This is a genomic window from Vibrio sp. FE10 (assembly GCF_030297155.1).
Taxonomy (GTDB): domain Bacteria; phylum Pseudomonadota; class Gammaproteobacteria; order Enterobacterales; family Vibrionaceae; genus Vibrio; species Vibrio apostichopi.
In genome coordinates, this window is record NZ_AP028067.1 from 2,725,363 (window position 1) to 2,751,629 (window position 26,267).

The 26,267-nt window shown below is 45.0% G+C and carries 25 protein-coding genes and 1 tRNA gene; 16 read left to right on the forward strand and 10 right to left on the reverse strand.

Annotated elements, in window-relative coordinates:
* The first annotated feature begins 40 nt into the window (after positions 1–40).
* Positions 41–131, forward strand: a tRNA-Ser gene (locus QUF19_RS12100).
* Between the two features lie 65 nt (positions 132–196).
* On the opposite strand, the gene QUF19_RS12105 is transcribed toward QUF19_RS12100, so the two are convergent.
* Positions 197–1,117: a histone deacetylase family protein gene (locus QUF19_RS12105; RefSeq protein ID WP_286294070.1), complete on the reverse strand. Its 921-nt coding sequence runs from the start codon at positions 1,115–1,117 to the stop codon at positions 197–199.
* A 110-nt stretch (positions 1,118–1,227) separates the two neighbouring features.
* Here QUF19_RS12105 and QUF19_RS12110 point away from each other — a divergent pair, with 110 nt between their 5' ends.
* The 3 genes from QUF19_RS12110 to QUF19_RS12120 are packed head-to-tail and all read left to right on the forward strand — an operon-like array spanning position 1,228 to position 3,074.
* Positions 1,228–1,353, forward strand: a complete 126-nt coding sequence (locus tag QUF19_RS12110; RefSeq protein WP_286294073.1) for a hypothetical protein — start codon at positions 1,228–1,230, stop codon at positions 1,351–1,353.
* 25 nt (positions 1,354–1,378) lie between these two features.
* Positions 1,379–2,065, forward strand: coding sequence for an SDR family oxidoreductase (locus QUF19_RS12115; RefSeq protein WP_286294074.1), 687 nt, complete (start codon positions 1,379–1,381; stop codon positions 2,063–2,065).
* A 7-nt stretch (positions 2,066–2,072) separates the two neighbouring features.
* Positions 2,073–3,074, forward strand: coding sequence for a DUF3080 domain-containing protein (locus QUF19_RS12120; RefSeq protein WP_286294078.1), 1,002 nt, complete (start codon positions 2,073–2,075; stop codon positions 3,072–3,074).
* A gap of 72 nt (positions 3,075–3,146) precedes the next feature.
* Here the strand turns inward: QUF19_RS12120 and QUF19_RS12125 are convergent, their stop codons facing one another.
* The 3 genes from QUF19_RS12125 to QUF19_RS12135 all read right to left on the reverse strand — a co-directional run bounded on the left by QUF19_RS12125 (position 3,147) and on the right by QUF19_RS12135 (position 8,047).
* Positions 3,147–5,138, reverse strand: coding sequence for a DNA topoisomerase III (locus tag QUF19_RS12125; RefSeq protein ID WP_286294079.1), 1,992 nt, complete (start codon positions 5,136–5,138; stop codon positions 3,147–3,149).
* A 127-nt stretch (positions 5,139–5,265) separates the two neighbouring features.
* Positions 5,266–5,814 carry an NAD(P)H nitroreductase gene (locus QUF19_RS12130; RefSeq protein WP_017070328.1) on the reverse strand — a complete coding sequence of 183 codons (549 nt, stop codon included), beginning with the start codon at positions 5,812–5,814 and terminating at the stop codon, positions 5,266–5,268.
* A gap of 223 nt (positions 5,815–6,037) precedes the next feature.
* Positions 6,038–8,047 carry an NADPH-dependent 2,4-dienoyl-CoA reductase gene (locus QUF19_RS12135; protein ID WP_286298883.1) on the reverse strand — a complete coding sequence of 670 codons (2,010 nt, stop codon included), beginning with the start codon at positions 8,045–8,047 and terminating at the stop codon, positions 6,038–6,040.
* Positions 8,048–8,326: 279 nt separating this feature from the next.
* On the opposite strand from QUF19_RS12135, the gene sppA reads away from it, so the two are divergent.
* Positions 8,327–10,177, forward strand: coding sequence for a signal peptide peptidase SppA (sppA, locus tag QUF19_RS12140; protein ID WP_286294085.1), 1,851 nt, complete (start codon positions 8,327–8,329; stop codon positions 10,175–10,177).
* A 118-nt stretch (positions 10,178–10,295) separates the two neighbouring features.
* A complete protein-coding gene (gene ansA, locus QUF19_RS12145) occupies positions 10,296–11,312 on the forward strand; it encodes an asparaginase (RefSeq protein WP_102438816.1) in 1,017 nt (338 codons plus the stop codon).
* A 106-nt stretch (positions 11,313–11,418) separates the two neighbouring features.
* Here the strand turns inward: ansA and QUF19_RS12150 are convergent, their stop codons facing one another.
* The gene (locus QUF19_RS12150; RefSeq protein WP_017107368.1) at positions 11,419–11,700 is read right to left on the reverse strand and encodes a YeaC family protein; all 282 of its coding nucleotides are present in this window, start codon (positions 11,698–11,700) and stop codon (positions 11,419–11,421) included.
* Positions 11,701–11,813: 113 nt separating this feature from the next.
* On the opposite strand from QUF19_RS12150, the gene QUF19_RS12155 reads away from it, so the two are divergent.
* Positions 11,814–12,620, forward strand: a complete 807-nt coding sequence (locus QUF19_RS12155; protein WP_286298884.1) for a DUF2989 domain-containing protein — start codon at positions 11,814–11,816, stop codon at positions 12,618–12,620.
* Between the two features lie 142 nt (positions 12,621–12,762).
* On the opposite strand, the gene msrB is transcribed toward QUF19_RS12155, so the two are convergent.
* Positions 12,763–13,161 carry a peptide-methionine (R)-S-oxide reductase MsrB gene (gene msrB / locus QUF19_RS12160; RefSeq protein ID WP_286294095.1) on the reverse strand — a complete coding sequence of 133 codons (399 nt, stop codon included), beginning with the start codon at positions 13,159–13,161 and terminating at the stop codon, positions 12,763–12,765.
* A 358-nt stretch (positions 13,162–13,519) separates the two neighbouring features.
* Here msrB and gap point away from each other — a divergent pair, with 358 nt between their 5' ends.
* Positions 13,520–14,515 carry a type I glyceraldehyde-3-phosphate dehydrogenase gene (gene gap, locus QUF19_RS12165; protein WP_029223576.1) on the forward strand — a complete coding sequence of 332 codons (996 nt, stop codon included), beginning with the start codon at positions 13,520–13,522 and terminating at the stop codon, positions 14,513–14,515.
* 235 nt (positions 14,516–14,750) lie between these two features.
* Positions 14,751–15,635, forward strand: a complete 885-nt coding sequence (locus QUF19_RS12170) for a D-hexose-6-phosphate mutarotase (RefSeq protein ID WP_286294102.1) — start codon at positions 14,751–14,753, stop codon at positions 15,633–15,635.
* Between the two features lie 96 nt (positions 15,636–15,731).
* On the opposite strand, the gene QUF19_RS12175 is transcribed toward QUF19_RS12170, so the two are convergent.
* On the reverse strand, positions 15,732–16,706 hold the full coding sequence (locus tag QUF19_RS12175) for a nucleoside hydrolase (protein ID WP_286294105.1): 975 nt from the start codon (positions 16,704–16,706) through the stop codon (positions 15,732–15,734).
* Positions 16,707–16,910: 204 nt separating this feature from the next.
* On the opposite strand from QUF19_RS12175, the gene rlmA reads away from it, so the two are divergent.
* The 5 genes from rlmA to QUF19_RS12200 all read left to right on the forward strand — a co-directional run bounded on the left by rlmA (position 16,911) and on the right by QUF19_RS12200 (position 23,233).
* Positions 16,911–17,726, forward strand: a complete 816-nt coding sequence (rlmA, locus tag QUF19_RS12180; protein WP_286294108.1) for a 23S rRNA (guanine(745)-N(1))-methyltransferase — start codon at positions 16,911–16,913, stop codon at positions 17,724–17,726.
* A gap of 75 nt (positions 17,727–17,801) precedes the next feature.
* Positions 17,802–18,761 carry a ChaN family lipoprotein gene (locus tag QUF19_RS12185; protein WP_286294113.1) on the forward strand — a complete coding sequence of 320 codons (960 nt, stop codon included), beginning with the start codon at positions 17,802–17,804 and terminating at the stop codon, positions 18,759–18,761.
* 290 nt (positions 18,762–19,051) lie between these two features.
* A complete protein-coding gene (locus QUF19_RS12190; RefSeq protein ID WP_076669034.1) occupies positions 19,052–19,405 on the forward strand; it encodes a hypothetical protein in 354 nt (117 codons plus the stop codon).
* 170 nt (positions 19,406–19,575) lie between these two features.
* On the forward strand, positions 19,576–21,462 hold the full coding sequence (locus QUF19_RS12195) for a BCCT family transporter (protein WP_114633843.1): 1,887 nt from the start codon (positions 19,576–19,578) through the stop codon (positions 21,460–21,462).
* Between the two features lie 193 nt (positions 21,463–21,655).
* Positions 21,656–23,233, forward strand: a complete 1,578-nt coding sequence (locus tag QUF19_RS12200; RefSeq protein WP_286294128.1) for an alkaline phosphatase — start codon at positions 21,656–21,658, stop codon at positions 23,231–23,233.
* Positions 23,234–23,394: 161 nt separating this feature from the next.
* Here QUF19_RS12200 and QUF19_RS12205 read toward each other — a convergent pair whose 3' ends face one another.
* Positions 23,395–23,832, reverse strand: a complete 438-nt coding sequence (locus QUF19_RS12205) for a YcgN family cysteine cluster protein (protein WP_017067609.1) — start codon at positions 23,830–23,832, stop codon at positions 23,395–23,397.
* Positions 23,833–23,991: 159 nt separating this feature from the next.
* Between QUF19_RS12205 and QUF19_RS12210 the strand changes: the two genes are divergently transcribed.
* On the forward strand, positions 23,992–24,240 hold the full coding sequence (locus QUF19_RS12210; protein WP_004734153.1) for a YkgJ family cysteine cluster protein: 249 nt from the start codon (positions 23,992–23,994) through the stop codon (positions 24,238–24,240).
* Positions 24,241–24,327: 87 nt separating this feature from the next.
* A complete protein-coding gene (aqpZ, locus tag QUF19_RS12215) occupies positions 24,328–25,017 on the forward strand; it encodes an aquaporin Z (RefSeq protein ID WP_286294162.1) in 690 nt (229 codons plus the stop codon).
* Positions 25,018–25,074: 57 nt separating this feature from the next.
* Here the strand turns inward: aqpZ and recR are convergent, their stop codons facing one another.
* A complete protein-coding gene (gene recR / locus QUF19_RS12220; protein WP_017111149.1) occupies positions 25,075–25,674 on the reverse strand; it encodes a recombination mediator RecR in 600 nt (199 codons plus the stop codon).
* Positions 25,675–25,755: 81 nt separating this feature from the next.
* Positions 25,756–26,085, reverse strand: a complete 330-nt coding sequence (locus tag QUF19_RS12225) for a YbaB/EbfC family nucleoid-associated protein (RefSeq protein WP_009848672.1) — start codon at positions 26,083–26,085, stop codon at positions 25,756–25,758.
* Positions 26,086–26,267: the final 182 nt, after the last annotated feature.

The window sequence follows — 26,267 nt, forward strand, 5'->3', positions numbered from 1 at the left end:
ATTTACAAGCGAATCACACCACTATATTATTCGCGGCACTGGAGGGATGGCTGAGTGGTCGAAAGCACCGGTCTTGAAAACCGGCAACCGTTAATAGCGGTTCTAGGGTTCAAATCCCTATCCCTCCACCACATTAAAGAAAGCCGCTGAGAAATCAGCGGCTTTTTTGTATCTGAAGATCACGCACCTCAACAATTCAGCTATTCACAGCCAATGCAGCGTTTAGTAACTGCATGTGGATCGGCACCAGATCTTTATGTTCTGACCGATAACCACCGCCTACCACACACGCCATTGGAATCGCTTTACTCTTTGCTAAATTGAGCATCAAGCAATCGCGTTCAAATATCCCTTGCGTAGAAATATTCAAATACCCCAATTCGTCATCTCGATGAATATCGACACCCGCATCATAGATAATCAGATCCGGTTGATGATGAGCAATAGCCATGTTGGTGACTTGTTCAAAGCAACGCAGAAACTCTTCATCTTCGGTTTCACGGCTTAACGGCACATCCAAGTCAGACACAGGTTTACGCGCAGGGAAGTTCTTATCGCAGTGGAATGACAGAGTAATAATGTCGTCATTCTCTTGGCAAAGAGTCGCTGTACCATCGCCATGGTGCACATCACTGTCGACGATCAGCACTTTATCGATATGTTCAAACGTTAGCGCATGCTTGGCCGCCAAAACCAGATCATTCAACAAACAGAAGCCACTGCCAAAATCTCGGTGCGCATGATGATAACCACCGCTGAGATGAATCGCTAAACCACTCTCGATGGCCATTTCTGCAGCCAAGCAGGTTCCACCACTTGAATAGAGTGTTCTTTCTATAAGCTGTTCGCTCCACGGAAAGCCGATACGTCTCATTTTTGCCGCAGGCAAATTTCCAGAAACCAGCAAATCGACATATTCACCATCGTGTACCTGCTTTACTTGTTCTACCGAAACAGGCATTGGCTGAAACATTTCGAATGCATTACCCCATTTCGGATCGCTGTCCATGTGGTGCTTCACCGCACTGTGCAACAGTTGGTATTTATGGATTGGATAACGATGCCCTTCTGGTAAAGGCAACTGAGAATAAATTGGATGGTAAATTAAAGGAGTCATAGTCAGGTGTATTACGTATCAGTCTCAAAATCATAACAGTCTCAGACTTGGCGACAACCTTAATTGGTGATAATAATTATCATTACCTTTAATTAATTTCAGAGACAACAATGAAAAACGTAATACTCATCTGTGGTGTGATCTGTGGCTCTGTCACAGCAGTAATGATTTTCGTGAGCATGCTGATGGTCAGTTGGTGGAGCGTTGATTTTCTCGCGTTAACCCATCACACTTAACTGATTGAACTAACAAGGAATCATTATGAGCGTTATTTTTATCACTGGTGCGAACCGAGGTATTGGCTTAAGCCTAGCCCGACACTACGTCAATGATCGCCACACCGTGTATGCTACCTATCGCGATGCTTCCACAGCACAAGAGTTACTTGCTCTCGCAAACGAAAACAGCAACCTTTCGTGTATACAGCTCGACATCACGGACTATCAATCCGTCAATGAACTTCCTTCAAAGCTTGAATCCATCGATATTCTCATCAATAACGCTGGCTACTATGGCCCTAAAGGTTACGGGTTAGGCAATACCGATGTAGAAGAGTGGCGTCGTGTTTTCGAAACCAACACCATCGCTCCTCTCAAGCTCGTTGAATCCTTACTGCCTCTGCTTGCAAAAAGCCCAATAAAAAAGATCGCGTGCCTTTCATCAAGAGTGGGCAGCATGTCTGAAAACACATCAGGCGGAGGCTATATCTATCGTTCCTCTAAAGCGGCTCTAAACTCGGTTGTGAAGAGTTTAAGCAACGACTTGACCGATAATGGCTTTACAGTGTTAGCGTTACATCCTGGTTGGGTACAGACGGAAATGGGCGGCCCTAATGCTCTTATTGATACAGAGACTTCAGCTAAAGGCCTTGTGACTGTAATAGAGTCATCGAATACTGAAGTGAGTGGTCACTTCTTTAATTTCGATGGTAGCGAAATAGATTGGTAGCCGTCACATGGGTCGTCGCGTTATCTCAAGCTTACTCGTACGTTCAACACTGTTGTGTCTAACAATGGTGCTCACTGGATGTTTCGATGACAGCCCACAGAACTATTTCGACGACTATCAGACCAAAATAGCCAACGTGCAAGATGCTGATGAGATACAGGAAGACTGGGAGTTTGAAAGCCTGCCGAGAAAGCGAGAACTGTTTATTGAAGTTCCTTCGCTCTCTATCGGGCTTATCGACAGTTATCAACTTCGACAATGTGGATTATTCAATCTGATTGCAGAAAGAAACTCCGTACTTGGAAAAGTCGCCGACGAGTTCCGAAATTACGATTATCAAGTCGCTCTACTGGAAGGTGTTGGTCAATGTTTATCTAATAACGAATTAGATCCAGAGATCGTAGAATTACTCAAAGAAATCGAGCAACAGAAACTCGCACAATTTCCACTGCACCAATGGAATCTCATCTATGCCAGTGAAGCGATGCAGTCTCAAATGCGTGGAAGTCAGTGGTTGCGTGCTGATATCGGCGAACAAGTCCGACAGACAAGTGACGCACTAGAGCTTATTAACCGAGCGTTAAACACACCGCTCGTTTCCGGCAAGACTACTGAGGTTCAAGAAGGATTAGAGAAGAGTTCGACGCTTGGGGATTTGTATTACTCACTATCTCATGCCTCTGTCGAACTCGATATCATTACCAAACAGCTGACAACTTTTGACGCCAACATCATCTGTGGTAAGCAACGAGACACCACTAAGTTTCGCTATCTCAACAATGTGTTTGAGCAACAATACATTGGCAAGGTTCAGCCGTACATGGCGCAGCTGGATGGCTACTATCAGCAGCTAGACCCGCAGCTTGCTATGTTTGATGCCAAGCCAGAACTACACAGCTATTACTTTCCGATCCAAGATGCGCATCAAGCCTTTCGATCATCCACTCGCCGCCATGTTGATTATTGGCAGCAGCTGTTTAAGCGCTGCGGGCGCAAAGTTGGTCGTTAGTTCCAGTATCACCAATAAGCAGCAGTATCGCTAATAAACAGCAATTTGTTCTCAGTGCCTAACTTTTAGTTCCTAGCTTTTAGTGCCTTTCTTAGCATACGTCCCTTTCTTGGCATACGTACCTTTGTTGGCATAAGACTTCGCACCACCACCTTTGCGACGTTTAAAGGCAGGTCTTTCGACTTTAGGAAGATGACGCAGAGACTCAGGGACTTCACCCGTTTTTACCTTGCCCATCAAGCCGTCGATCTTGCTTTCTAATTCTTGCATGAAGGGTTGATACGCTTGGTTTCGTTCAGCCATACCTTGCAACTGATGCTCCCAGTGAGCGGTCATATCTGGAAAGGTTGAGTCCTCAGGTAAGGCATTAATCAAACCTCTCCCCGCCGGGCTACTGTGAATGCTTTTACCTTGTCGAGTTAGTAGCTGCCTCTTAAACAAAGTATCTAAAATGCCCGCACGAGTTGCCTCTGTTCCGAGGCCATCGGTCTCTTTCAAGATAGCTTTGAGATCTTTATTCGCCACAAAGCGAGCAATACCTGTCATCGCTTGTAATAACGTCGCTTCGGTAAAGTGTTTTGGTGGCTCGGTTTTCTTGTCGCCAATCACGCCTTCACGACACGTCTGCACCGTTCCTTTATCCAATGGAGGAACCGTATCTGTGCCATCGCCTTTCTCTTCGGTGTCCGTTTTACCCATCAACACCTTCCAACCTGGGTTGATAAGCTGACGCCCTTTTGCGATGAACACGCCACCAGCGATATCAAACACAAGCTTGGCATCGGCAAAAATGGCCGGCGGATAAAACTGCATCAGATACTGACGAGCGATTTGCTGATAGATTTTCATCTCATTAGCAGACAAGCCATTCACCGATGATTTCTTCGGAGTTGGGATTATCGCGTGGTGAGCATCGACCTTGCTGTCGTTCCATGCTTTTGATTTAAGAGAAAGATCCGCACCTTGAGCACCACTTTGCAGCTCTTTCGCATTGTTAGCGATAGCATCGACGACTGACTCTCGTTGCGAGTAGTGATCTTTAGGCAGGTATCGGCTGTCAGAACGTGGGTAAGTGATGAGTTTGTGTTTCTCGTACAACGACTGACAAGTGTCGAGTACCTGTTGAGCGCTCATACCAAAACGCTTAGACGCATCAATCTGCAGAGCTGACAGCGAATAAGGAAGTGGCGCAGGTTGTTTGCTTTGCTTCTGCTCTGATTCTGTTACCGTCGCGGGTTGGTTCGCAATTCGCTGAGCCACGTTCTCAACCAGCTTTCGATTGAGCACGCGACCTTCTTCATCTTGCCATGGCTTACATGCTTCGCTTGGTTTCCAACGCGCACGAATATCAAAGCTCTGGCCATTGTTTTGGTAAGGGATCAAAGCATGCAGCGTGAAGTAATCTTTAGGAATGAAGTTTTCGATCTCTTCATCACGTCTCACCACCAAACCAAGCACTGGCGTTTGCACTCGCCCTACCGACAACACGCCTTGGTAACCCGCCTTTTGACCAAGCAAGGTGTAAGCTCGGGTCATGTTCATGCCATACAGCCAATCGGCTCTAGAGCGTGCTAAAGCAGAAATAGACAGTGGAATAAAGTCTCGGTTACTGCGCATTTGAGAGAGCGCACGCTTCACGGCTGGCAAGTTCAAGTCACTAATTAGTAGCCTGTCCATCGACTCTTTCTTAGCCTTAGAGACCTTGCAGTAATCAATCACTTCATCAACCAGCAGCTGCCCTTCTCTATCCGGGTCACCCGCATGAACAATTTGAGTCGCGTCCTTCAATAGCTTTCGGATCACCGTAAGCTGTTTGCTTGAAGTCTTGCGTGGTCTTAACTGCCATTGCTCAGGAACAATAGGAAGATCGGCTAAGTTCCATTTTTTGTAGCGGTCGTCATAAGCGTCTGGCTCAACCTGCTCCAATAAGTGTCCAATACACCAAGTCACCACATCCCCGTTGCCACATTTGATAAACCCTTGGTCTTTCTTTTGTGGATCAGGGAGTGCGGCGGCGATCGCGCGGCCTAGGCTTGGTTTTTCAGCAATAATAAGGCGAGACATGTTTTTCCAGATGCTACAAACAATTAGGGCCACATTATCTAATGTGGCCCCTAGAAATCAAGGAAAACTGGTTGTTTATACAGTTAGCATTCAACAATTCGTTGTGCCGCTGTTTTCCTGACGAGATCTATAAGAATTCGACGAACTTTGAGAAGTCACGCTCTGGCACTTTCATTGGCGTACAGCCCGGAGTACCTAGGTATAGGAAACCAACAATTTCATCGTCGCCTTCTAGGCCGAAAGCTTGGTGAACTTCTGGGTGGAACATCCATTTACCTGAACGCCAAAAACCTTGGAAGCCTTGTGCGACTGCGGCCATTTGCATGGCTTGAGCTGCGCATCCTGCAGACAGGTGTTGTTCGATAGCAGGCACTTTCTCATGCTCGGTTACTTTAGCAATCACGGTGATGACCATTGGAGCTCGGAACGGCGCTTTCTTTACTTTCTCAATGACCGCTTCTTCGCTTTCGTCCGCTTCAGCAGCACGAACCAAGATATCAGAGAGCTTCTGCAGCCCTGAACCTTGTGCAATAACAAAGCGCCACGGTGTCAGTGCGCCATGGTCTGGAGCACGTAAACCCGCTTTGATGATATTTTCTAACGCGACACCTTCAGGTGCTGGATCAGAGAGTTTTGCGATAGAGCGTCTGTTGAGCAATAGATCCAAAGCATCCATTTGAAGTCCTTACTAATTTTTATTGTTTATATAGTTGAACTGTAGCACAGAATACAAACGATAATAAATCTCAACGGCAGTCCAATTGACACAATAGTTCAAATAGTACTGGAAACAATAAAGGCCCCTAAATCTATGACTTAGGAGCCTTATTTCTCTTTCTAGTTCGAGCTTATTTACCCCATCTAGTTCAGCTTATCGAACAAGAGTACTCTGTTTGTTGTTAGAGCTTAATCGCTAACTCAACACCTTGGCGAATAGCACGTACCGCATCAAGTTCACCCGCGTAATCAGCGCCGCCGATGACGTGAAGCTTGCCACCAAACTCTTGCCACATATCCTCAAACGGACGAACTGACACTTGACCCGCACACACGATAACGGAATCGGCATCCAGCACCTGCTCCTTCTTGTTAATGGTAATGTGCAGACCATCGTCATCAATTTTGTTGTAGCTGACGCCACCTAACAGGTTAACGCCACGTTTTTCTAGCGTACGCTTATGAATCCAGCCAGTAGTTTTGCCTGGGCCTTTACCGACACGACCCGCTTTACGCTGCATCACCCAAACTGTTTTATCACTAAATGAATCTGGATAAGGGTAAAGCCCTCCTGGGTGCTCCATGTTTTTATCAATGCCCCATTCGTGAAGCCAGTCATCTAAGCCATGAGAAGTTGGCTCAGTGAGCATGGTTGCCACATCGATACCGATACCACCAGCACCAACAATCGCGACCTTTTCGCCTACCGGTGTCTTTTCACGAATTAAGGTTTGGTAATCGACTACCTTTTCTTGGTCAATCCCTTCAAGATTAAGCTTTCTAGGTTCAACACCCGCCGCCATCACGACTTCATCGTACTTAAGCAGCATCTCAAATGTCGCTTCGGTATCGAGTTTAAGGTTTACACCGGCAGCATCAATCTGGTTCGCAAAGTAACGAATGGTTTCTCTAAATTCTTCTTTACCCGGAATCTGCATCGCCAGTCTAAATTGGCCACCGATTCGGTCATTTTTCTCAATCAAGTCAACTGTGTGTCCACGCTGCGCTAATGTGGTCGCACAAGCTAGACCTGCAGGGCCAGCTCCGACTACAGCGATGGTTTTGGTTGCTTGAGCTGGTTGCACCACAATTTCTGTTTCGTAACACGCTCGTGGGTTAACTAGACAGCTTGCTCTTTTGCCCTTGAATACATTATCAAGACAGGCTTGGTTACAACCGATACAGGTATTAATAAATTGAGCTTGGTCTTGCGCGGCTTTATTTACAAAATCAGGGTCCGCCAAGAAAGGACGAGCCATAGAGACCATATCCGCCTGACCAGAGCTGAGAATGCGTTCTGCTTCTTCTGGCGTGTTGATTCGGTTACATGTTACGACTGGGATAGACACATAAGGCTTCACCTTTTCCGTCACCCAAGAGAAAGCACCACGTGGTACTTGAGTCGCAATCGTAGGAATACGAGCTTCGTGCCAACCGATACCGGTATTGATAATGGTCACGCCCGCTTCTTCAAGCTTTTGAGCAAGTAATACAACATCTTCAAACGTGCTGCCTTGTTCAACCAAATCAAGCATCGACAGTCTAAAAATGATAATAAAATCATCGCCAACCGCTTCACGAATCGACTTAACGACCTCTAGTGGGAAGCGCATGCGTTTCTCATATGAGCCACCCCATTCATCGTAACGCATGTTAGTACGCTTACAGATGAATTGGTTAATGAGGTAGCCCTCAGACCCCATGATCTCAACACCGTCATAACCGGCGACTTGAGCAAGCTCTGCACTGTTTGCAAAGGCATCAATGGTTTTCTTAATCTGACGCGGGCTCATTTCGCTCGGTGCGAATTTGGCGATTGGCGCTTTTATGCCTGAAGCACTTTGAGCAAAAGGGTGCATCGCGTAGCGGCCAGCATGCAACAATTGAAGGGCAATTTTACCGCCATGCTTGTGCACGGCCTCTGTGACAACTTGGTGAGCTTTCGCGTGTTTAACCTTGCTGAATTCAGCACTGAACGGAGTTAATCTGCCACGTAGATTTGGAGAAAAACCACCGGTTACAATAAGGCCAACGCCTCCTCTAGCTCGCTCTTCGTAAAATGCGGCGAGTTTGTGTAGGCCTTCTTTATTTTCTTCTAAACCCGTGTGCATTGATCCCATCAATACACGGTTACGTAACTGAGTAAATCCAAGATCGAGTGGTTCGAGTAAATGTGGGTACATGGCAGACATCACTTCTATTATTTTATCCTTGTGGTCTGACCACAGTATAGCTCAATCACCAAAAGTTCAAACAACCGTTTACATTTTTGTAACACCGATCATAATGCAGGACATATTAATCGTTCAGAAACCCTTAATTTGACTACACTTAATGAGAATATATATCGATTAACAATTCTTGGTGTAGTTTGAGCTAGGGAATTATCGTAGGATACTAAGCAGTTAATATTATTGAGATTAATGGTACTACGACTTGTTAAAGCGACGTAATCTCACTGTGGAGACAGAATGAAAAAAATATTCAAATTTATCGGTATGATCTTTAAAGGGATTTGGAAGCTCATTACGTTTGTGCGTCTTGCGCTTGTTAACCTGTTCTTTTTACTCAGTATCGCCATTATTTACTTTGTGTACTTTCACTCAGATACGACTCAACCAACCGTTCCGCAACAATCGGCATTGGTACTCAACCTTTCTGGACCGATTGTCGAGCAAAGTCGCTACATTAATCCGATGGACTCCGTAACAGGTTCACTGCTTGGCAAAGACCTCCCGAAAGAGAACGTCCTGTTTGATATCGTTGAAACGATTCGTTATGCAAAAGACGACGAAAACGTCACTGGTCTTGTTTTAGCACTCAAAGAGCTGCCAGAAACCAACCTGACCAAGCTTCGTTACATTGCTAAGGCTCTTAATGAATTCAAAGCAACAGGTAAGCCGATCTATGCGGTGGGTGACTTTTACAACCAAAGCCAGTACTACCTAGCCAGCTACGCTAATAAAGTCTTCTTATCACCAGACGGAGGCGTGCTGCTTAAAGGCTACAGTGCTTACTCGTTGTTCTACAAAACTCTATTAGAGAAGCTTGACGTAAATACACATGTATTCCGCGTCGGTACTTACAAATCTGCAATCGAACCTTTCATTCGCGACGACATGTCAGACGCAGCGAAAGAATCGGCTTCTCGTTGGTTAGGACAATTGTGGGGTGCATACGTAGATGATGTCTCTCATAACCGTCAAATCGATGCGAAAACGCTGAATCCAAGCATGGACACCTTCTTGGAAGAGCTTGAATCTGTCGATGGTGATATCGCGAAACTGGCCGAAAAACTAGGCTTAGTGGATGAACTGGCAACACGCCAACAAGTTCGACTAGAGCTTGCAGACGTGTTCGGCAGTGATGGGCAAGACAGCTACAACGCATTCGGTTACTACGAATACCGTTCAACCATGCTTCCAGAGATGAACAGTGAGTCACACGATGTTGCTGTAATTGTGGCAAGCGGTGCCATTATGGATGGCAAACAACCTCGTGGCACTGTTGGCGGTGATACCACTGCAGCCCTGCTTCGCCAAGCGCGTAACGACGACAAAGTAAAAGCGGTTGTACTGCGTGTCGATAGCCCAGGAGGCAGTGCCTTTGCTTCAGAAGTAATTCGCAACGAAGTCGAAGCGCTTAAAGAAGCCGGCAAACCTGTGGTGGTTTCAATGTCGAGTCTTGCCGCTTCTGGTGGTTACTGGATTTCAATGGGCGCAGACAAAATCCTGGCTCAGCCAACCACGCTAACGGGTTCTATCGGTATCTTTAGTGTCATCACGACTTTTGAAAAAGGCTTGAACGACCTTGGTGTTTACACGGATGGTGTCGGCACGTCACCTTTCTCTGGTCTTGGTATTACAACCGGACTCAGCGATGGTGCGAAAGACGCGTTCCAAATGGGCATTGAAAATGGCTACCGCCGATTCATTAGCCTAGTTGGAGAAAACCGTGGCATGGAAGTCGATGCTGTCGACAAGATTGCTCAAGGCCGAGTTTGGACGGGTCAAGATGCGATGCAGAAAGGTTTGGTGGACGAGATTGGTGACTTTGATGACGCAATTGAAGCGGCCGCTTCACTCGCTGAACTAGAAAGCTACAATATCTACTGGGTAGAAGAGCCACTTACCGCGACTGAACAGTTTATTCAGCAGTTTATGAACCAAGTTCAGATGTCGATAGGCCTTGATATTCAATCGATGATTCCAAGCAGTTTACAGCCTGTTACTCAGCAGTTAGCTCAAGATAGCCAACTATTAGGCAACTTTAACGACCCACAAGGGCGTTATGCATTTTGTCTAAATTGCCAAGTTCAATAAGTTAAATCTAACGCTTTGTTATCAAGAGGCGCCTCTGTGTGAGGCGCCTCTTTTTATTGCACGATAATTCGCTATAATCGCCCCCCTGTTCCCTACATCACACTAAGTATTTATCGCCATGGAAAGAAAACACATCTACATCGCGTACACCGGCGGCACAATTGGCATGCAGAAATCTGTTGATCACGGCTACGTTCCGGTCGCTGGTTTTATGGATAAGCAGCTAGCTGGCATGCCTGAGTTCCATCGCCCAGAGATGCCTGAGTACACCATTCACGAATACGAACCACTCATGGATTCTTCTGATATGACGCCACTAGACTGGCAGACTATCGCTGATGATATTCGCGCGAACTACGATAAGTACGATGGTTTCGTTATCCTGCATGGCACAGACACCATGGCGTATACCGCTTCTGCTCTGTCTTTCATGTTAGAAAACCTTGGTAAACCTGTGATTGTTACGGGCTCTCAGATCCCATTAGCAGAGTTACGTTCAGACGGACAAGCAAACCTGCTGAATGCACTGCACATTGCGGCTAACTACCCAATCAATGAAGTAACGCTGTTTTTCAACAACAAGTTGATGCGTGGTAACCGCAGTACTAAATCACACGCGGATGGTTTCAACGCCTTTACCTCACCAAACCTGACTCCACTGCTCGAAGCGGGTATCAACATCCAGGTGAGCAGCAACGTTTCGGTCAACGAACAGCCTGAAGGTGCATTTAAAGTTCATAACATTACACCGCAACCCATCGGTGTGATCACTATGTACCCAGGCATATCACACGAAGTGATTCGCAACACGCTACTGCAGCCTGTGAATGCGATGATCCTGCTTACTTTTGGTGTTGGTAATGCCCCACAGAACCCAGAACTGCTTCAGCACCTAAAAGACGCTTCTGAGCGTGGTGTGATTGTGGTTAACCTAACTCAATGTTTGGCGGGTAAAGTCAACATGGGTGGTTACGCTACGGGTTGTGCATTAGCGGAAGCTGGCGTGGTGAGTGGTTACGATATGACGCCAGAAGCAGCGCTTGCGAAGCTGCATTACTTGCTTAGCCAAAACCTAGGCTACGAAGAAGTAAAAAATAAGATGCAACAAGTGTTACGTGGCGAGATGAGCTTATAAGTAAGCGGGTATTTAAAAGCAAGTTCTTTAGATTTATTGCTTACAAATAAACAGCTTAACATTAAAAAGGGGTGGCACAGCGCCTCCCCTTAGTTGTAATTTAAACCTAATGATTCGGGTTAACCCTAACAATATCTTCTTGGTCTGATTTAAACTGTTTCTTGAGTTCAGCCTTTGATTTAAAGCTAATGTCACCACCAGCCGCAATTGTCATATGCTGAGCTTCATCATTATGTTTAGATTGGTATAACATGACAGCTTGCATACACGAATCACGTTGTTCTTTGGAAAGCGCCGTACCTTCTGGCCATTTGCCCGTTTCAACGGCATAAGTTAAACGCTCGTAGACCTCAGGAGTCATTGCGCTAAGAAGTTGTTCTGCATCCATGATAGAGCCCTAGTTTTAACAATTTTCACCAGAAAATAACCTGTAACAGAATTGAGTCAAGAACCTCACCGAAAATAAGTGTAATTGATCACAAGTGAAGGAATATGAAGATTATGAAATGGTTGGCTATTGGCATATTGCCTCTTGCGCTTGCTGGTTGCCTTGAAGGGAACAAGAACACGGATCAGCTATGCCAAAGCAATTCGGCGCTACAATGTGAACAGCTCAATATGAACGACGGACAATGCCGCGTTGCACGTACTGATCTGATCTGGCATCGCTTCGAAGTTCTAAAACAGCCAACCGAGATCAATAAGATCAAAGAATTTAAGTTGGTCGCCTCTTATAAGAAGTGTTTAGAGCTGGCGGCACAAATTGAAACCATTGATCAATCTAAACTTCAAGAACGTCGCTTCACCGCTCTAATACATAGTATTGAAGAGTCTGAACGAATCGTTAAAGAGCTGTCTCAATCGGATACGCCAGAAACGCTCTACTTCTTGTGGTCACAAACAGGTGACACCAATGCCAGACGCAGTTTTTTGCAGTTAGAAGGAAAAGAAGCATTAAACACGGCAGAAATGCAATATGCGTTAGCCACCTTCTACACGACTCGCGATCATGAAAAAACCTTAACGCTGCTCAACAATGCTTTAACGCTTTCTAACGGTTCTGCCGTCAATACCGAGATTTTCAAATCCATGGCCAGTATTAATCACAGCCTAGGTCATTTAGAAAAAGCGTATTTATGGGCCATGGTCGCCAAGGATTTTGATGTACCCATCGCTTCAGAAGCAGAACTTAATGTGTTGTATCGTTTCGACAAACCTCAGTACAAACAATTCAATGATGATGCCGAAAAGATTGTCGAAGCCATTGAAGACGGCGTTTACACCGCATCCATAGTGCCGAACTATTAGTTTTCGATTTCTAAATGCACAAAAAAACAGCTACCTTCATGGTAGCTGTTTTTATTTGTACTAGAGTTAACTCTACTCACTTGGTTATTCATCCCTTTAAGTGCCTGAAAGCGACTTGTAAGGATTAGACAATAGTTACAAGTTATTTCGTAATTTTGTCATTTTTGTTGAAAATTAACGACACTGAGTTAACACAAAACCGCTCACCTGTTGTCTTGGGCCCATCAGGGAAAACGTGACCTAAATGGCTATCACAGGCTGCACAACGGATCTCTACACGCTTCATTCCGTGACTTAGATCTTCTATATAGCGTACTGCTTCATCATTCACAGGGGCGTCAAAGCTAGGCCAACCGCACCCTGAATCATATTTGTTATCCGATATAAACAAAGGGGTTTCACAGCAGGTACAGCTATAGATACCCGTATCATGGTTATGTAACAACTTACCGCTATAAGGGGTCTCAGTACCACGTAGTCGACACACCTCATATTCATCATCAGTTAGGCGTTCACGCCAGTATTCATCAGGCTTTGTCATATTTTCTTCCTCGTGAATCACGTTAATATCCGTCCACATTCTCTTTTATTATATTTACTTTTTTCTATAAAGGCTTGCATATGAGTCGTTTTGTAGCACATACTTTCTCACCAGGAAACATTGTACATATACACTCATAAGTGAATCATCATTTAGGGGTATTTTACCCAACTGGAAGGGTTCAGAGCCAGTCGCAATGGTCAAATTTCAACCACTTACACCCAATTGTTAAGAAAAGCGTCGCTTTTTTTTGACATTAAACAAGTTAAGTCGGATTATCTATTGCAGATGTATACTGGATTCTGTAATTTTACTACCAGTTATCTTTAATCAGAAATTAAGTTGTGGAGCAACTACAATGACTATCAAAGTAGGTATTAATGGTTTTGGCCGTATCGGTCGTTTCGTATTCCGTGCAGCGCAAGAGCGCAATGACATCGAAGTTGTTGGTATCAACGACCTTATCGACGTTGAATACATGGCATACATGCTTAAGTACGACTCAACTCACGGCCGTTTCAACGGTACTGTTGAAGTTGAAGGCGGTAACCTAATCGTTAACGGTAAAACTGTACGTGTTACAGCTGAGCGTAACCCAGAAGATCTTAAGTGGGATGCTATCGAAGTAGACGTAGTTGCTGAAGCAACTGGTCTTTTCCTAACTGACGAGACTGCACGTAAGCACATCACTGCTGGCGCTAAGAAAGTAGTTCTTACTGGTCCTTCTAAAGATGCAACTCCAATGTTCGTAATGGGCGTTAACCAAGCATCTTACGCTGGTCAAGACATCGTTTCTAACGCTTCTTGTACTACTAACTGTCTTGCACCTATCGCTAAAGTACTTAACGATAAGTGGGGCATTGAGTCTGGTCTTATGACTACAGTTCACGCTACTACAGCAACTCAAAAAACTGTAGATGGCCCTTCTGCTAAAGACTGGCGCGGTGGCCGTGGTGCTTCTCAAAACATCATCCCATCTTCAACTGGTGCTGCTAAAGCTGTAGGCGTTGTTCTTCCAGAACTAAACGGCCTTCTAACTGGTATGGCTTTCCGTGTACCAACTGCTAACGTATCTGTAGTTGACCTAACTGTTAACCTAAAAGAAGCTGCATCTTACGAAGAAATTTGTGCTGCAATGAAAGAAGCTTCTGAAGGCGAAATGGCTGGCGTTCTTGGTTACACTGAAGACCAAGTAGTATCACAAGATTTCATCGGTGAAGTTCAAACTTCAGTATTCGATGCTAAAGCTGGTGTTGCTCTAACTGACAAATTCGTTAAAGTTGTATCTTGGTACGACAACGAAATCGGTTACTCAAACAAAGTTCTAGACCTAATCGCTCATATCTCTAAGTAATTTCTTTTTAGAAATAGCTTTAGATAAGCATTAGCGAAGACTGTTTTGAGCAGACTTTGAAAAAGGCGACCTTAGTGTCGCCTTTTTAATACCTGCTATCTTTTAAACGACTTCCGACTTTAATCCCAATCACCAAAATTTAATTCTAATACTGACTCTGCTTGTCACTCATAAATTCACAAGCACCCTAGTTCTAGTCAGCATTTGAATTCAATTTCCTTAGAAGGATCATGTAATGGATTTATCTACTCTACCTGCACTGACTGTACTTTCTGACAACGTCACTATCGTCGAACATGAAGGTGTAAAATTGGTTCGCGTTATCCATGATAAAGCAAACGCTGCGATTTCGTTGTTTGGCGGTCATGTCGTGTCATTCCAGCCACAAGGTCAAGAAGACCTGATTTGGATGAGCCAACAAGCTAAATACGACGGAAAAACAGCCCTACGCGGTGGTATTCCAGTATGTTGGCCTTGGTTTGGTCGCATTGCAGCACCAGCACATGGCTTTGCTCGTTCAAGCGAATGGCAATTGGTTGAGCACCGTGAAAGCGAAGCTGGCGTGATTGTAAGCTTAGGTCTGAAACCTAGCGAAGCGACTCTGGCAGTATGGCCTCATCAATTCGATGCGCGATTGAACGTTGAGATTGGCGACCAGCTAAAAGTAACTTTGGATGTGAAGAACACAGATTCGCAACCATGGACTTTCTCTGGTGCGCTACACACTTACCTAAATGTTGGCGATATTCACAGCACAACGACTACAGGTATGGGTGCTGAGTACATAGATAGCTTGCAAGGCGGCAAGATCTGCCAAGGTGGTGCTGAGCTGGTACTGACTGACACTATTGACCGTGTTTACACGCAACCAGAAGCTCAAATCTTCGTTGCCGACAAAAAGCTGGATCGTACACTAACGGTTGAAAACCACGGCCATAACTCTGCTGTATTGTGGAACCCGTGGGCGGAAGGCGCTGCAAGTATGGGCGACATGCAAGACGATGGTTACCTAACTATGATGTGCGTAGAATCAACACTGCACGCACCAAGCCTAGAAGCAGGTAAAACGCTCCAGCCTGGCGAAAACCACCAGCTGATTACGGTGATTGCAGCTCAGTAAGCGACTCAAAAAAACTCTTCAAAGGCCGGTTTATCCGGCCTTTTTTACAGCTATTTTTTTTAAAGCTACCTTTTACAACACTACGATGGCTATCAATTAGCTTTGCTGCTGTGAATAGTGAACTAAAGTTTCTCTATAGAGTGACAATAGAGCATTGTTGTCCACTTGAACGCCGACCTTTTGTGCCGGGAATGAACTCCACTCATCATTCATATATTTACGTTGGTCAGCTTTCTGAATTGTCATTCCTTCCGCTGGGCCATCAGTTACGACTCTGACCGAGCCACTACGACAGGTAAACAGAGATGGTTGGATAACATAAGCAATGGCTGAAGGATCGTGAACATGACACCCCTCCATTCCTACCTTTTCAGAATAGAACTTTAAGTAGTAACGGCTAACATCCCAGATAAACTGCCCTACCTCTCCAGCATCATCTCGCAAATCATCAAGGTATTGACCAGTAAAGAAGCTCTCCTCCGTGACGTCTAATCCGATAATCACGACAGGCCATGATGCCGTAAACACCTTATCCGCAGCGTGAGGATCATCATGGATATTCGCTTCAGCAAATGGCGTCACATTTCCCCTGTGGTCGTTTTCGCCGAACGCGCCACCCATAACGACCACTTCTTTTACTAAGTCGACAATTTCAGGGTCCGCATCCAGAGCGAGCGCAAGGTTAGTAAGAGGGCCAACCGCCACAAGAGTAATCTCTCCAGGTTCCGCTCGAACACTATCGATAATGAACTGGTAAGCCGGCTTATCAATCGCTGTAACATCTAACGAACTTGGCGCTTTCACATCACCAAAACCAGCCTCGCCATGCACCACAACCGTAGCGCCAACAGGATCTCTTACTAACGGCTTATCGGTTCCCTTAGCCACAATCGCCTTCATTCCAAACTTCTGCTTCAGATAAAGGGCGTTTTGAGTCCCGTTGTCTATCGTCGCATTACCATAAACAGTGGTGATGCCCATTAGTTCAATATCCGGATGTGCTTCCGCAAATAGGATAGCCATTGCATCATCGATGCCCGGATCTGTATCTAGGATGATTTTCTTTGTCATATCAGCTTCTAATTAAACAGTAGGAAAGCGTAGACGATACCCAGAAAAAACGTAGATAAACGTGACCTAAACCTAAGCTCTGATTTTTATTGTAATAAGCCATAAGCTCACTATTCTAGAAGCGGATATTCTCGCCTTTTTATTTAGCCTGATGCAGACCTTTTTGATAGAATCTGCGCCCAACTCTATGCCTCTGAGATCGTCATGACTTACCAATGCCCTTTGTGTCACCAACCTTTATCTCAAAACGATCGTACGTTTAAGTGTGAAAAGAACCATCAGTTCGACCTAGCGAAAGAAGGCTATGTCAATTTGATGCCAGCACACCACAAGCGCTCAAAAGATCCAGGTGACAATAAAGAGATGATGCAGGCACGTCGTCGCTTCCTTGAAGGCAACCATTACGATCCAATGCGCCAAGCCGTTGTTGGATTGTGTTCTCGCTACTTGCCAGAAGAGGCACCTAGCCTGTTAGATATTGGTTGTGGCGAAGGGTATTACACCAACGAAATTGCGGTAAATCTTCAAGAAAAGAGTGGCGCTACTTTTGGCCTAGACATTTCTAAGATTGCTATCAAATATGCCGCTAAACGCTACCCTGCGGTCGATTTCTCTGTTGCTTCGAGTCATCGCCTACCCTTTGCTGAAAATAGCTTAGACGGCATTCTGCGCATTTACGCGCCATGTAAGGCTGAAGAGTTACAGCGCACCATCAAAGACAATGGCGTCGTGATCACCGTGACACCTGCTAGCCGACACCTATATCAGCTACGTGATGCGATTTATGATGGTGTTCGCTTGCACGATGAAGATCCAGAAGTTATCGAAGGTTTTACGCTTGAGCACCAAGAGCAACTAAACTATATGATGGAACTATCGGGGTCAGAGGCATTCGACCTGCTACAGATGACGCCGTTTGCTTGGAAAGCGAGTGAAGAGTTTAAACAACAACTCACTGATGCTGAGCAATTCAACTGTGAAGCTGACTTTATGCTGCGAGTGTACCGCAAACAAATTTAATTGATATTGATTATCGTTTGCATTGAAATCTCATCTTGCCTCCTTTAGTATGCGTGTTCTTCAAGGAGGCATTTCATGCAACGTATTATTCTTATCGGATTAGCAACCCTGCTCACGGCTTGTGCTAATCAACCTTCAAACAACACTTCTCAAAAAGTGGCTAACACGCAAACGGAAATCGTTTCCACATTCTATGATTACCAGTTTGCTTCTCCACAAGGCGAAACGTTGTCTCTCGAGGCCTTACCTCAACAGTTGATTGACGCTGATGTGGTTCTTATTGGCGAATGGCACACTCATTCGGCAATCCATCGTTTTCAAACCGACTTCTTAAAAGCACGCCGCAACACCACATCAAACATCGCGCTTTCAATGGAACAGTTCACCCGAGAGCATCAAGACACATTGAACCAATATCTAAATGATGAGATTGGCGAACAAGTTCTTATGTCTCAAGCGGCTGCTTGGCCAAATTACGAAAGTGATTACCGCGCGTTAGTTGAGTTCGCTAAAACCAACGACGTCGATATCATTGCAGCAAACGCACCAAAGCCGTTTGTACAATGTATTGGCCGTAAAGGGTTAACTTATCTAGATCAGCTATCTTCAGAGCAACGAAACTGGGTTGCATCCGAAGTCGATACTGGCGATAGCCCTTACAAAGAAAAATTCATGGCTTCCATGCATCACGGCACACCAGAGCAAACCGAAAAGCAGTTTGCCGCTCAGGTAACGTGGGACGAAACCATGGCTGAATCGATTGTTGATTACCTCGCATCGAACCCCAATCAGCAAGTGATTCATGTCGCGGGCAAATTCCACACCGAAGGTGGTTTAGGCACTGCGGCTTCTATTTTGCGTCGTAACTCTGATTTAAAGGTGGCCGTTATCAGCCCAGTTGACGAATTCTCATCGGATACTAATGATTACCAGCTCAAAGTACTTTCTCCACCCGCTCGCTTTGTTCAAAAAGAGAACCGAATGAAGGCATACAAGCACCTATCTAAGCGCGGCTCCGATCTCAAGTGCGACTAAATAAATTCGCTATCCAGACTTAAGCTTTATTTAAGTTGAAGCCTGGCAAGCTAGAAGTTTGGTAAGCGAGAAACCTGGTAACCTAGAAGTCTAACTCGCTAAAAGCTTGTTCAATCGCGCCCTAAGATAAATATTGATATCGGCATAGGAATTGCTTAATTACCAAGCAGTTTTGATTAAGCAGAAGAAAATGTAATGTGCGAATAAAAAGCATCACTATCGATGATTAATTGCACAAGTTTTTCACACCTCTGCCGATACTATATTTAAGGATAGGTAAGGAGAGCGATATGACGCCAGTAGGAACGAGTAACACTCAGCTGTATTCACCTTCGCAAATGAACGCACAAGCTAAAAGCACTGAAGCTGAAAAGCCTGCGCCTCTTAAGGTTGAGCAAAATACCGTTAAGCTTTCTGATGAAGGCAAAGCCCTATTATCTGCCCTTAAAGAAATCGATAAAGAAGCGAAGAGAGTTGCAGCAGAGAATGAAACCGTAACGGATAAGGTTGAATCATTTGCTCATGGCGCGCTTGGTATGGATCACCCAGATAAGATTGAAGAAGAGGAAGATAACTCTTATTCAGCAGGGCAATACTTGTCCGCAGCGGCAACGGTTGGTGGCATTCTTCTCGCTCTGATCTAACCTTACCTCCCTTTATTGCATTCCTTTCACCGCACCACGTGCATTGTCCCTATTGCACTGAGCCTCTTTCATTGCAAAAAATCGATTTGTCGTCACGACAACAGACCCGATTTGTCCTAAAAAACGAGTTCACGACATAATTCCGTTCTCATTTTAATGGAATAATACTCGTGAAAAACTCTTTTGCGCTTATTGATAAGCCAACCTTTTTTGGTGCGATAGCACTCCTACTCACGATCATCTTCCCGCTGATTATGTTCCCGACGCAAGGAGCAGACTGGATTGCGGTAGCTAAAACATTTATGACAGACCAACTTGGTTTCTTGTACCTAGCGCTTGGACTCGCAGCTTGTGCCTTCATGGTTTACGTTGTGTTCAGTGACATGGGACAAATTAAACTGGGTGAAGCTGATGAAGAACCTGAATTCAAAACCGCATCATGGGCAGCAATGCTTTTCTGTGGTGGTATCGGGGCGAGTATCTTGTACTGGGGTTGTATTGAGTGGGCTTACTACTATCAATCACCGCCTTTCCAACTAGAACCTGGCAGTGAAGAAGCCGTTCGTTGGGCTGCGACCTATGGTTTGTTCCACTGGGGTCCGATTGCTTGGTCTATTTACCTAATCCCTGCGATTCCTATTGCCTACTTTTTCTATGTACGTAAACAACCTGTACTAAAAATTTCTAGTGCATTGATGCCAGTACTAGGTGAACACCATAGCCGCGGTGTTGCCGGTAAAGTGGTCGATATCCTATTTATCTTCGGCCTACTAGGTGGTGCTGCGACAACATTAGGTTTAGCTGCCCCTCTTATTACTGAAGGTCTTAACCATCTATTCGGCTTGCCAAAAAATAACGTAACTCAAGTTATGGTGCTTCTGGTTTGTACTGCGATATTCGCATACTCATCGTATGCAGGTTTGGAAAAAGGCATCAAGATCCTCAGCAACATCAACTTCTGGGGCGCAATGGGACTATTAATATTCGTCCTAATCGCTGGCCCAACGATTTTCATGCTTGAAACAGGCTTAGACTCGATTGGTCGCCTATTGTCTAACTTCTTCGTGATGGCAACATGGGCTGAACCATTCGGCGGCTACGGTACGTTTGAAAACACGCACTTCCCACAAGATTGGACTATTTTCTACTGGGCATGGTGGCTAGTTTTCGCACCGAGCATGGGCCTGTTTGTTGCGCGTATCTCTCGCGGCAGAACCATTAAACAAATGGTGTCAGGCTCTATCTTCTTTGGTTCATTAGGCTGTTTCTTATTCTTCATGATCTTAGGTAACTACGGTTTATCCCTACAGTTATCTGGTGAGCTAGATGTCGTTGCAATCCTAAACGAAGAAGGCGCAACCAAAGCTATCTTCTCGATGTTGGCACAATTGCCGATGAGCACATTAGTGATCGCTGTGTTCACCTTGCTGTGTATTATTTTCACTGCAACAACGTTCGACTCGATCTCTTACATTTTGGCGTCAGTAGTACAAAACAACGTAACGGAAGAGCCAATGCGTTGGAACCGAATGTTCTGGGCATTTACCCTATCATTCCTACCGACGATTCTAATGTTCCTTGGTGGTTTAAGTACGCTTCAAACGGCTGCGATTGTTGGTGGCTTACCGCTACTGGCTATCTCTGTGATGTTGATGATCTCAGCCGTTCGTGCAACGAGCCTCGATTTGCGTCACCAAGAGAATTATATCGAGCCAACGATTAACATCGAAGAGCTGCCAGACATGGATCCATGGTCGGCAGAAGGTATGGCATTGGCACAGTTCGAGAAAGAAAAAGATGCAGCACAAGATGCAGCAGAACTTGAACGTGAGGCTTATAAAGCCCTTGCCGATGTGAAGAAAGAAATCCGCGCTTATGTTCTTGAACAAGGTGCGCAAATGGAAACACATGAGCTTCCTGAAAACCTACAACAAGCACTTGAGCAGGCTGAAAACAACCTAAGCACAGCTCAAGCGAAAAAAGTTGAGTTATCAGAGCAAGCTCAGAAAGCTCGAGTCGCGTTCAATCAGGTGGTTGCTGAACTGCCACTTGCTTGACATTAGCCATGACACAGTCCATTGATTTGGACTCTCCTAAATAAGCCAAAGGCTCACAGAAATGTGAGCCTTTTTTTATGCTTTTCTAAAAACTTGAGTTATTGCTCAATTTCATATTGATGAAACAAATATGAAACGACTTTGACACAAATCGGTGTTCTAATCATCCCGCTTATATAAATAGGGATAAATAATGAAGCAGCTTATAAAACCAATTATTGCCGTAATGGCAACTTCCACACTTTCATTTAACGTGCTTTCAGCGGAAATAAAAAACGTTATCTTAATGATTGGCGATGGCATGGGACCACAGCAAGTGGGTTTGTTAGAGACTTACGCAAATCGAGCACCGAATTCGATCTATAAAGGGAACAAAACAGCCCTTTACCAACTGGCGCAAGAAGGCGTTATTGGTTCATCCCTAACGCATCCGGAAGACGCAATCGTGGTTGACTCAGCTTGCTCTGCGACCATGCTTGCGACTGGTATTTATAGCGGTTCAGAAGTGATCGGCATTGATTCTCAGGGTAACCATGTTGAGACGGTACTTGAGAAAGCGAAAAAAGCAGGCAAAGCGACTGGCTTAGTTTCCGACACGCGCTTAACTCACGCGACTCCAGCTTCTTTTGCCGCTCACCAACCTCACCGTTCTTTAGAAAATCAAATTGCATCCGATATGCTTGCAACTGGCGCTGATGTGATGCTATCTGGAGGGCTACGTCATTGGATTCCTAAATCGACCAACGACAAAGGTGAAACCTATAAGCAACTTGAGCAACTGACTCAAGGTGACGTTTACCTAAAATCAAAGCGTAAAGACGACCGTAACCTTCTTACTGAAGCAGAAAAAGACGGCTACCAATTGGCGTTTAACCGCAACATGCTAGACGACGCTAAAGGCGATAAACTACTTGGCCTATTCGCCTACTCAGGCATGGATGATGGCATCGCTTACAGCAATAAGAAAAAGAGTGGCGAACGAACTCAGCCAAGCTTGAAAGAGATGACACAAAAAGCACTCAACATCCTATCCAAAGGTGAAGACGGCTTTTTCCTCATGGTCGAAGGCGGCCAAATAGACTGGGCAGGCCACAGTAACGATGCAGGTACGATGCTACATGAATTACTAAAATTCGATGAAGCGATCCAAACTGTGTATGAATGGGCGAAAGATCGTGAAGACACGCTTGTGATTGTGACTGCAGACCACGAAACAGGCTCTTTCGGTTTCAGCTACTCGTCGAATAACCTACCAAAACCACAGAAACGCTCTGGTGAAGCCTTCGCCGACCGCGATTATGCACCTAACTTTAACTTTGGCGCATTCAATATTCTTGATGGTTTGTATAATCAGAAGCAAAGCTACTACGGCATGATCAGTGAATTTCAGAAACTGGATAAAGCGCAGCAAACACCTGAAAAGCTCGCTGAGATCGTCAACGAAAGCAGTGAGTTCCCTATCACAGCGGAACAAGCGAAAAACGTGTTAGCGAGTAAGCCGAACCCATACCGATTAGCTCAACACAAATATTTATCAGCAGAAGAAGTGCCTGCTATCAACGATTTCGATGCTTTCTTCCCATATAACGACCGTGGCAACTTGCTTGCTCGCGAACAAGCAACAGGTCAAAACATCGTTTGGGGTACAGGTACACATACTCACACACCAGTAAACGTGTTTGCTTGGGGCCCTGCCGAGAAAATATTGCCAGTTTCGAAAATCATGCACCACTCAGAACTGGGTGAGTACATTAAACAACAAGTAAACTAGCCTGAATCTTTTTTGCTCGTTTCACTTAGCGCCCTTCGGGGCGTTTTTTGTTTTAAGCCTTTAAGCCTTTAAGCCTTTAAGCTAAGTGAGTAAGTGAGTTTTAAATTGAAGCAACACCAAATAGCAAAACAGCCGCTCAAGAGCGGCTGTTTTTAGAATACTTAGCGATTTGGGTGGTTCAAGATGTGGTCTTCCCAATCGACAACATCGATTTCGTATACCACTTTGTTACGAACACTTTCACCTGCAGCATGCATCTCTGATTTAGAACCTGTAATCAGTGGATGCCATTCAGGAATCGGCTTAGATTCTGATAGAAGACGGTAAGCACAAGTATCTGGCAGCCAATGGAATTCATGAATCTTGTCACGAGTCAGCTTCAAACACTCTTCACCTGAAGTGAAACGGTTCGGGTAGTCTTTGCAAGAACATGTTTTGTCGTTTAACCAGCTACACGCCACGTTGGTGTAGTACACTTCATCGCTATCTTCATCCATTAATTTATGTAGGCAGCACTTACCGCAACCGTCACAAAGTGATTCCCACTCATTCTCGGTCATTTGCTCTAGTGTCTTTTCTTGCCAAAATGGATTCGTCATAGGATTACTTCTTACTCTTTTACTGGGGTGCGTGTTATACCGTTAGCCCATAAAAAGTTCAAGGATAAAAATTGTTCATTATGTGATCCAATCAATAGCTGTCACTCCCATTATTTTTTGCTACTATCGCGCACCCTGTTATTTAGTGAGTTTAATTTGATGGAATGTCGTTTAGGTTGTGGAGCATGCTGTATCGCTCCGAGTATTACATCTGCTATTCCTGGAATGCCTAATGGCAAGCCTGCTGGCGTACGCTGCATCCAATTAAATGAGCAAGACCTGTGTAAATTATTCGGCCAACCTTCACGCCCTAAGGTGTGCCATCAGTTCAAAGCCTGCCCTATTATTTGTGGAAAGACGGACCAAGAAGCACTCGATAACCTTATCGAACTAGAAGCTATTACCTAAGATTTCTTTTCTAAATGCCCAAGATTTCACAACTTTGATAAATCTAAACTATCTTATTGATACTGGTACAGATTAATAAGGATAGTTATGAATAAGTATATCGCAGAAATGTTCGGTACGTTTTGGTTGGTATTAGGTGGTTGTGGTAGTGCCGTCTTAGCCGCCGCTTTCCCCGATGTGGGAATTGGTCTACTCGGAGTTTCCCTCGCCTTTGGTTTAACCGTACTCACCATGGCCTTTGCTATTGGCCACATATCCGGTTGTCACCTCAACCCCGCGGTTACTATTGGCCTCTGGACTGGCGGTCGCTTCGATGGCAAAGAGGTCGCACCTTACATTATCGCTCAAGTGATTGGCGGTATTATTGCGGGTGGCGTATTACTTGTTATCGCCTCTGGCCAAGCGGGCTTTGATGTTGTCGCGTCTGGCTTTGCCTCGAATGGCTACGGTGAGCACTCGCCTGGTGGCTATTCACTTACCGCAGCACTCGTCTGTGAAGTTGTCATGACCATGGTGTTCCTATTCGTGATCATGGGCGCTACCGACTCTAAAGCACCGGCTGGATTCGCACCTATCGCAATCGGTCTATGTTTAACCCTAATTCACCTTATCAGTATTCCTGTAACTAATACCTCGGTGAACCCCGCTCGAAGTACTGGCGTAGCTGTGTTTGTCGGTGATTGGGCTGTTTCGCAACTATGGTTATTCTGGGTTGCACCGATTATTGGAGCCGTGATTGGAGCCGTGATATACAAAGCAGTACGTGGGAAAGATTAAGCATTAAATAGATAAGATTTTAGAAAAAATAAAAAGCCGCTCAAATGAGCGGCTTTTTTAGATCTTATGACGACCGAGTAAGGAGTGCGAAAGCGTGGTGCCATCCACCAGCTCTAGCTCACCACCAACGGGAACACCATGGGCGATACGGCTAGCGTTCACTTCATGGGCATTACATAGCTCAGCAATGTAATGCGCTGTTGCTTCCCCTTCAACTGTCGGGTTGGTCGCTAGAATTACTTCAGTGATATCACCACGACGTAAACGGTAATCCAAGACATCGAGACCGATATCACTTGGACCGATACCATCAAGTGGTGAAAGATGCCCCATAAGCACAAAGTAACGACCTGAATATTGGCCAGTTGCTTCAATGGCTGCAATGTCTGCAGGGCTTTCAACTACACAGATTTGACCGTTATCCTGACGTTTAGGATTGGTACAAATGTGGCAAGTATCTTCTTCAGTAAAAGTACGGCACTCATTACAATGACCAATTTCAGTCATTGCTTGGCTAAGAGCTTCAGCCAACTGTAGGCCGCCTTTTCTATCGCGCTGTAACAAATGAAAGGCCATACGCTGCGCCGACTTGGGGCCAACCCCAGGTAGACAACGTAAGGCCTCCATCAAATGCTCCAGCATATGACTGGTACGCATATTTAACCGTTCTAACTTTTAAAGTAACGGCCTATTCAAAATAGGCCGTTGATCGAGACAAGTCTCTTATAAATAAGTCGCTTAGAAAGGCATTTTCATACCTGGTGGAAGTTGCATCCCACCAGTTACGCCAGCCATTTTCTCTTTTTGTGTCTCTTCAACACGACGAGCTGCATCGTTGAAAGCGGCTGCGATAAGATCTTCAAGCATCTCTTTATCGTCTTCCATTAGGCTTTCATCGATATCAACGCGACGAACACTGTGACTACCAGTAATCGTAACTTTTACAAGGCCAGCACCTGACTCACCTGTAACTTCCATATTTGCGATTTCTTCTTGAAGCTTTTGCATGCGCTCTTGCATTTGCTGGGCTTGCTTCATCATGTTGCCCATACCGCCTTTACCAAACATGTTATTACTCTCTGGTCTAATTGGTTTATTAAAATCATTTAAGCTACTAAGGGCTTAAATGGGGGTTAAAGCTCTGTGATTCAACCCCACGAGTTCAGTTCTCTGATTTGCTTTCCAAGGATGATATGCCCATCACTAAATGAAAGATGTACCTATCCTGATAGAACGTTGCATTGGAGAAA

Excerpts from the sequence above, each read along its gene's own strand:
- QUF19_RS12185 (WP_286294113.1), top strand. The coding sequence starts at position 17,802 with ATGCAACGTATTATTCTTATCGGATTAGCAACCCTGCTCACGGCTTGT.
- gap (WP_029223576.1), top strand. The coding sequence starts at position 13,520 with ATGACTATCAAAGTAGGTATTAATGGTTTTGGCCGTATCGGTCGTTTC.
- QUF19_RS12150 (WP_017107368.1), bottom strand. The coding sequence starts at position 11,700 with ATGGATGCAGAACAACTTCTTAGCGCAATGACTCCTGAGGTCTACGAG.
- QUF19_RS12135 (WP_286298883.1), bottom strand. The coding sequence starts at position 8,047 with ATGTCTGCCATGTACCCACATTTACTCGAACCACTCGATCTTGGATTT.
- QUF19_RS12130 (WP_017070328.1), bottom strand. The coding sequence starts at position 5,814 with ATGGATGCTTTGGATCTATTGCTCAACAGACGCTCTATCGCAAAACTC.
- sppA (WP_286294085.1), top strand. The coding sequence starts at position 8,327 with ATGAAAAAAATATTCAAATTTATCGGTATGATCTTTAAAGGGATTTGG.
- QUF19_RS12210 (WP_004734153.1), top strand. The coding sequence starts at position 23,992 with ATGGAATGTCGTTTAGGTTGTGGAGCATGCTGTATCGCTCCGAGTATT.
- msrB (WP_286294095.1), bottom strand. The coding sequence starts at position 13,161 with ATGACAAAGCCTGATGAATACTGGCGTGAACGCCTAACTGATGATGAA.
- recR (WP_017111149.1), bottom strand. The coding sequence starts at position 25,674 with ATGCGTACCAGTCATATGCTGGAGCATTTGATGGAGGCCTTACGTTGT.
- QUF19_RS12155 (WP_286298884.1), top strand. The coding sequence starts at position 11,814 with ATGAAATGGTTGGCTATTGGCATATTGCCTCTTGCGCTTGCTGGTTGC.
- QUF19_RS12190 (WP_076669034.1), top strand. The coding sequence starts at position 19,052 with ATGACGCCAGTAGGAACGAGTAACACTCAGCTGTATTCACCTTCGCAA.
- QUF19_RS12175 (WP_286294105.1), bottom strand. The coding sequence starts at position 16,706 with ATGACAAAGAAAATCATCCTAGATACAGATCCGGGCATCGATGATGCA.
- ansA (WP_102438816.1), top strand. The coding sequence starts at position 10,296 with ATGGAAAGAAAACACATCTACATCGCGTACACCGGCGGCACAATTGGC.
- rlmA (WP_286294108.1), top strand. The coding sequence starts at position 16,911 with ATGACTTACCAATGCCCTTTGTGTCACCAACCTTTATCTCAAAACGAT.
- QUF19_RS12205 (WP_017067609.1), bottom strand. The coding sequence starts at position 23,832 with ATGACGAATCCATTTTGGCAAGAAAAGACACTAGAGCAAATGACCGAG.
- QUF19_RS12225 (WP_009848672.1), bottom strand. The coding sequence starts at position 26,085 with ATGTTTGGTAAAGGCGGTATGGGCAACATGATGAAGCAAGCCCAGCAA.
- QUF19_RS12115 (WP_286294074.1), top strand. The coding sequence starts at position 1,379 with ATGAGCGTTATTTTTATCACTGGTGCGAACCGAGGTATTGGCTTAAGC.
- QUF19_RS12110 (WP_286294073.1), top strand. The coding sequence starts at position 1,228 with ATGAAAAACGTAATACTCATCTGTGGTGTGATCTGTGGCTCTGTCACA.
- QUF19_RS12200 (WP_286294128.1), top strand. The coding sequence starts at position 21,656 with ATGAAGCAGCTTATAAAACCAATTATTGCCGTAATGGCAACTTCCACA.
- QUF19_RS12105 (WP_286294070.1), bottom strand. The coding sequence starts at position 1,117 with ATGACTCCTTTAATTTACCATCCAATTTATTCTCAGTTGCCTTTACCA.
- QUF19_RS12125 (WP_286294079.1), bottom strand. The coding sequence starts at position 5,138 with ATGTCTCGCCTTATTATTGCTGAAAAACCAAGCCTAGGCCGCGCGATC.
- QUF19_RS12170 (WP_286294102.1), top strand. The coding sequence starts at position 14,751 with ATGGATTTATCTACTCTACCTGCACTGACTGTACTTTCTGACAACGTC.
- aqpZ (WP_286294162.1), top strand. The coding sequence starts at position 24,328 with ATGAATAAGTATATCGCAGAAATGTTCGGTACGTTTTGGTTGGTATTA.
- QUF19_RS12120 (WP_286294078.1), top strand. The coding sequence starts at position 2,073 with ATGGGTCGTCGCGTTATCTCAAGCTTACTCGTACGTTCAACACTGTTG.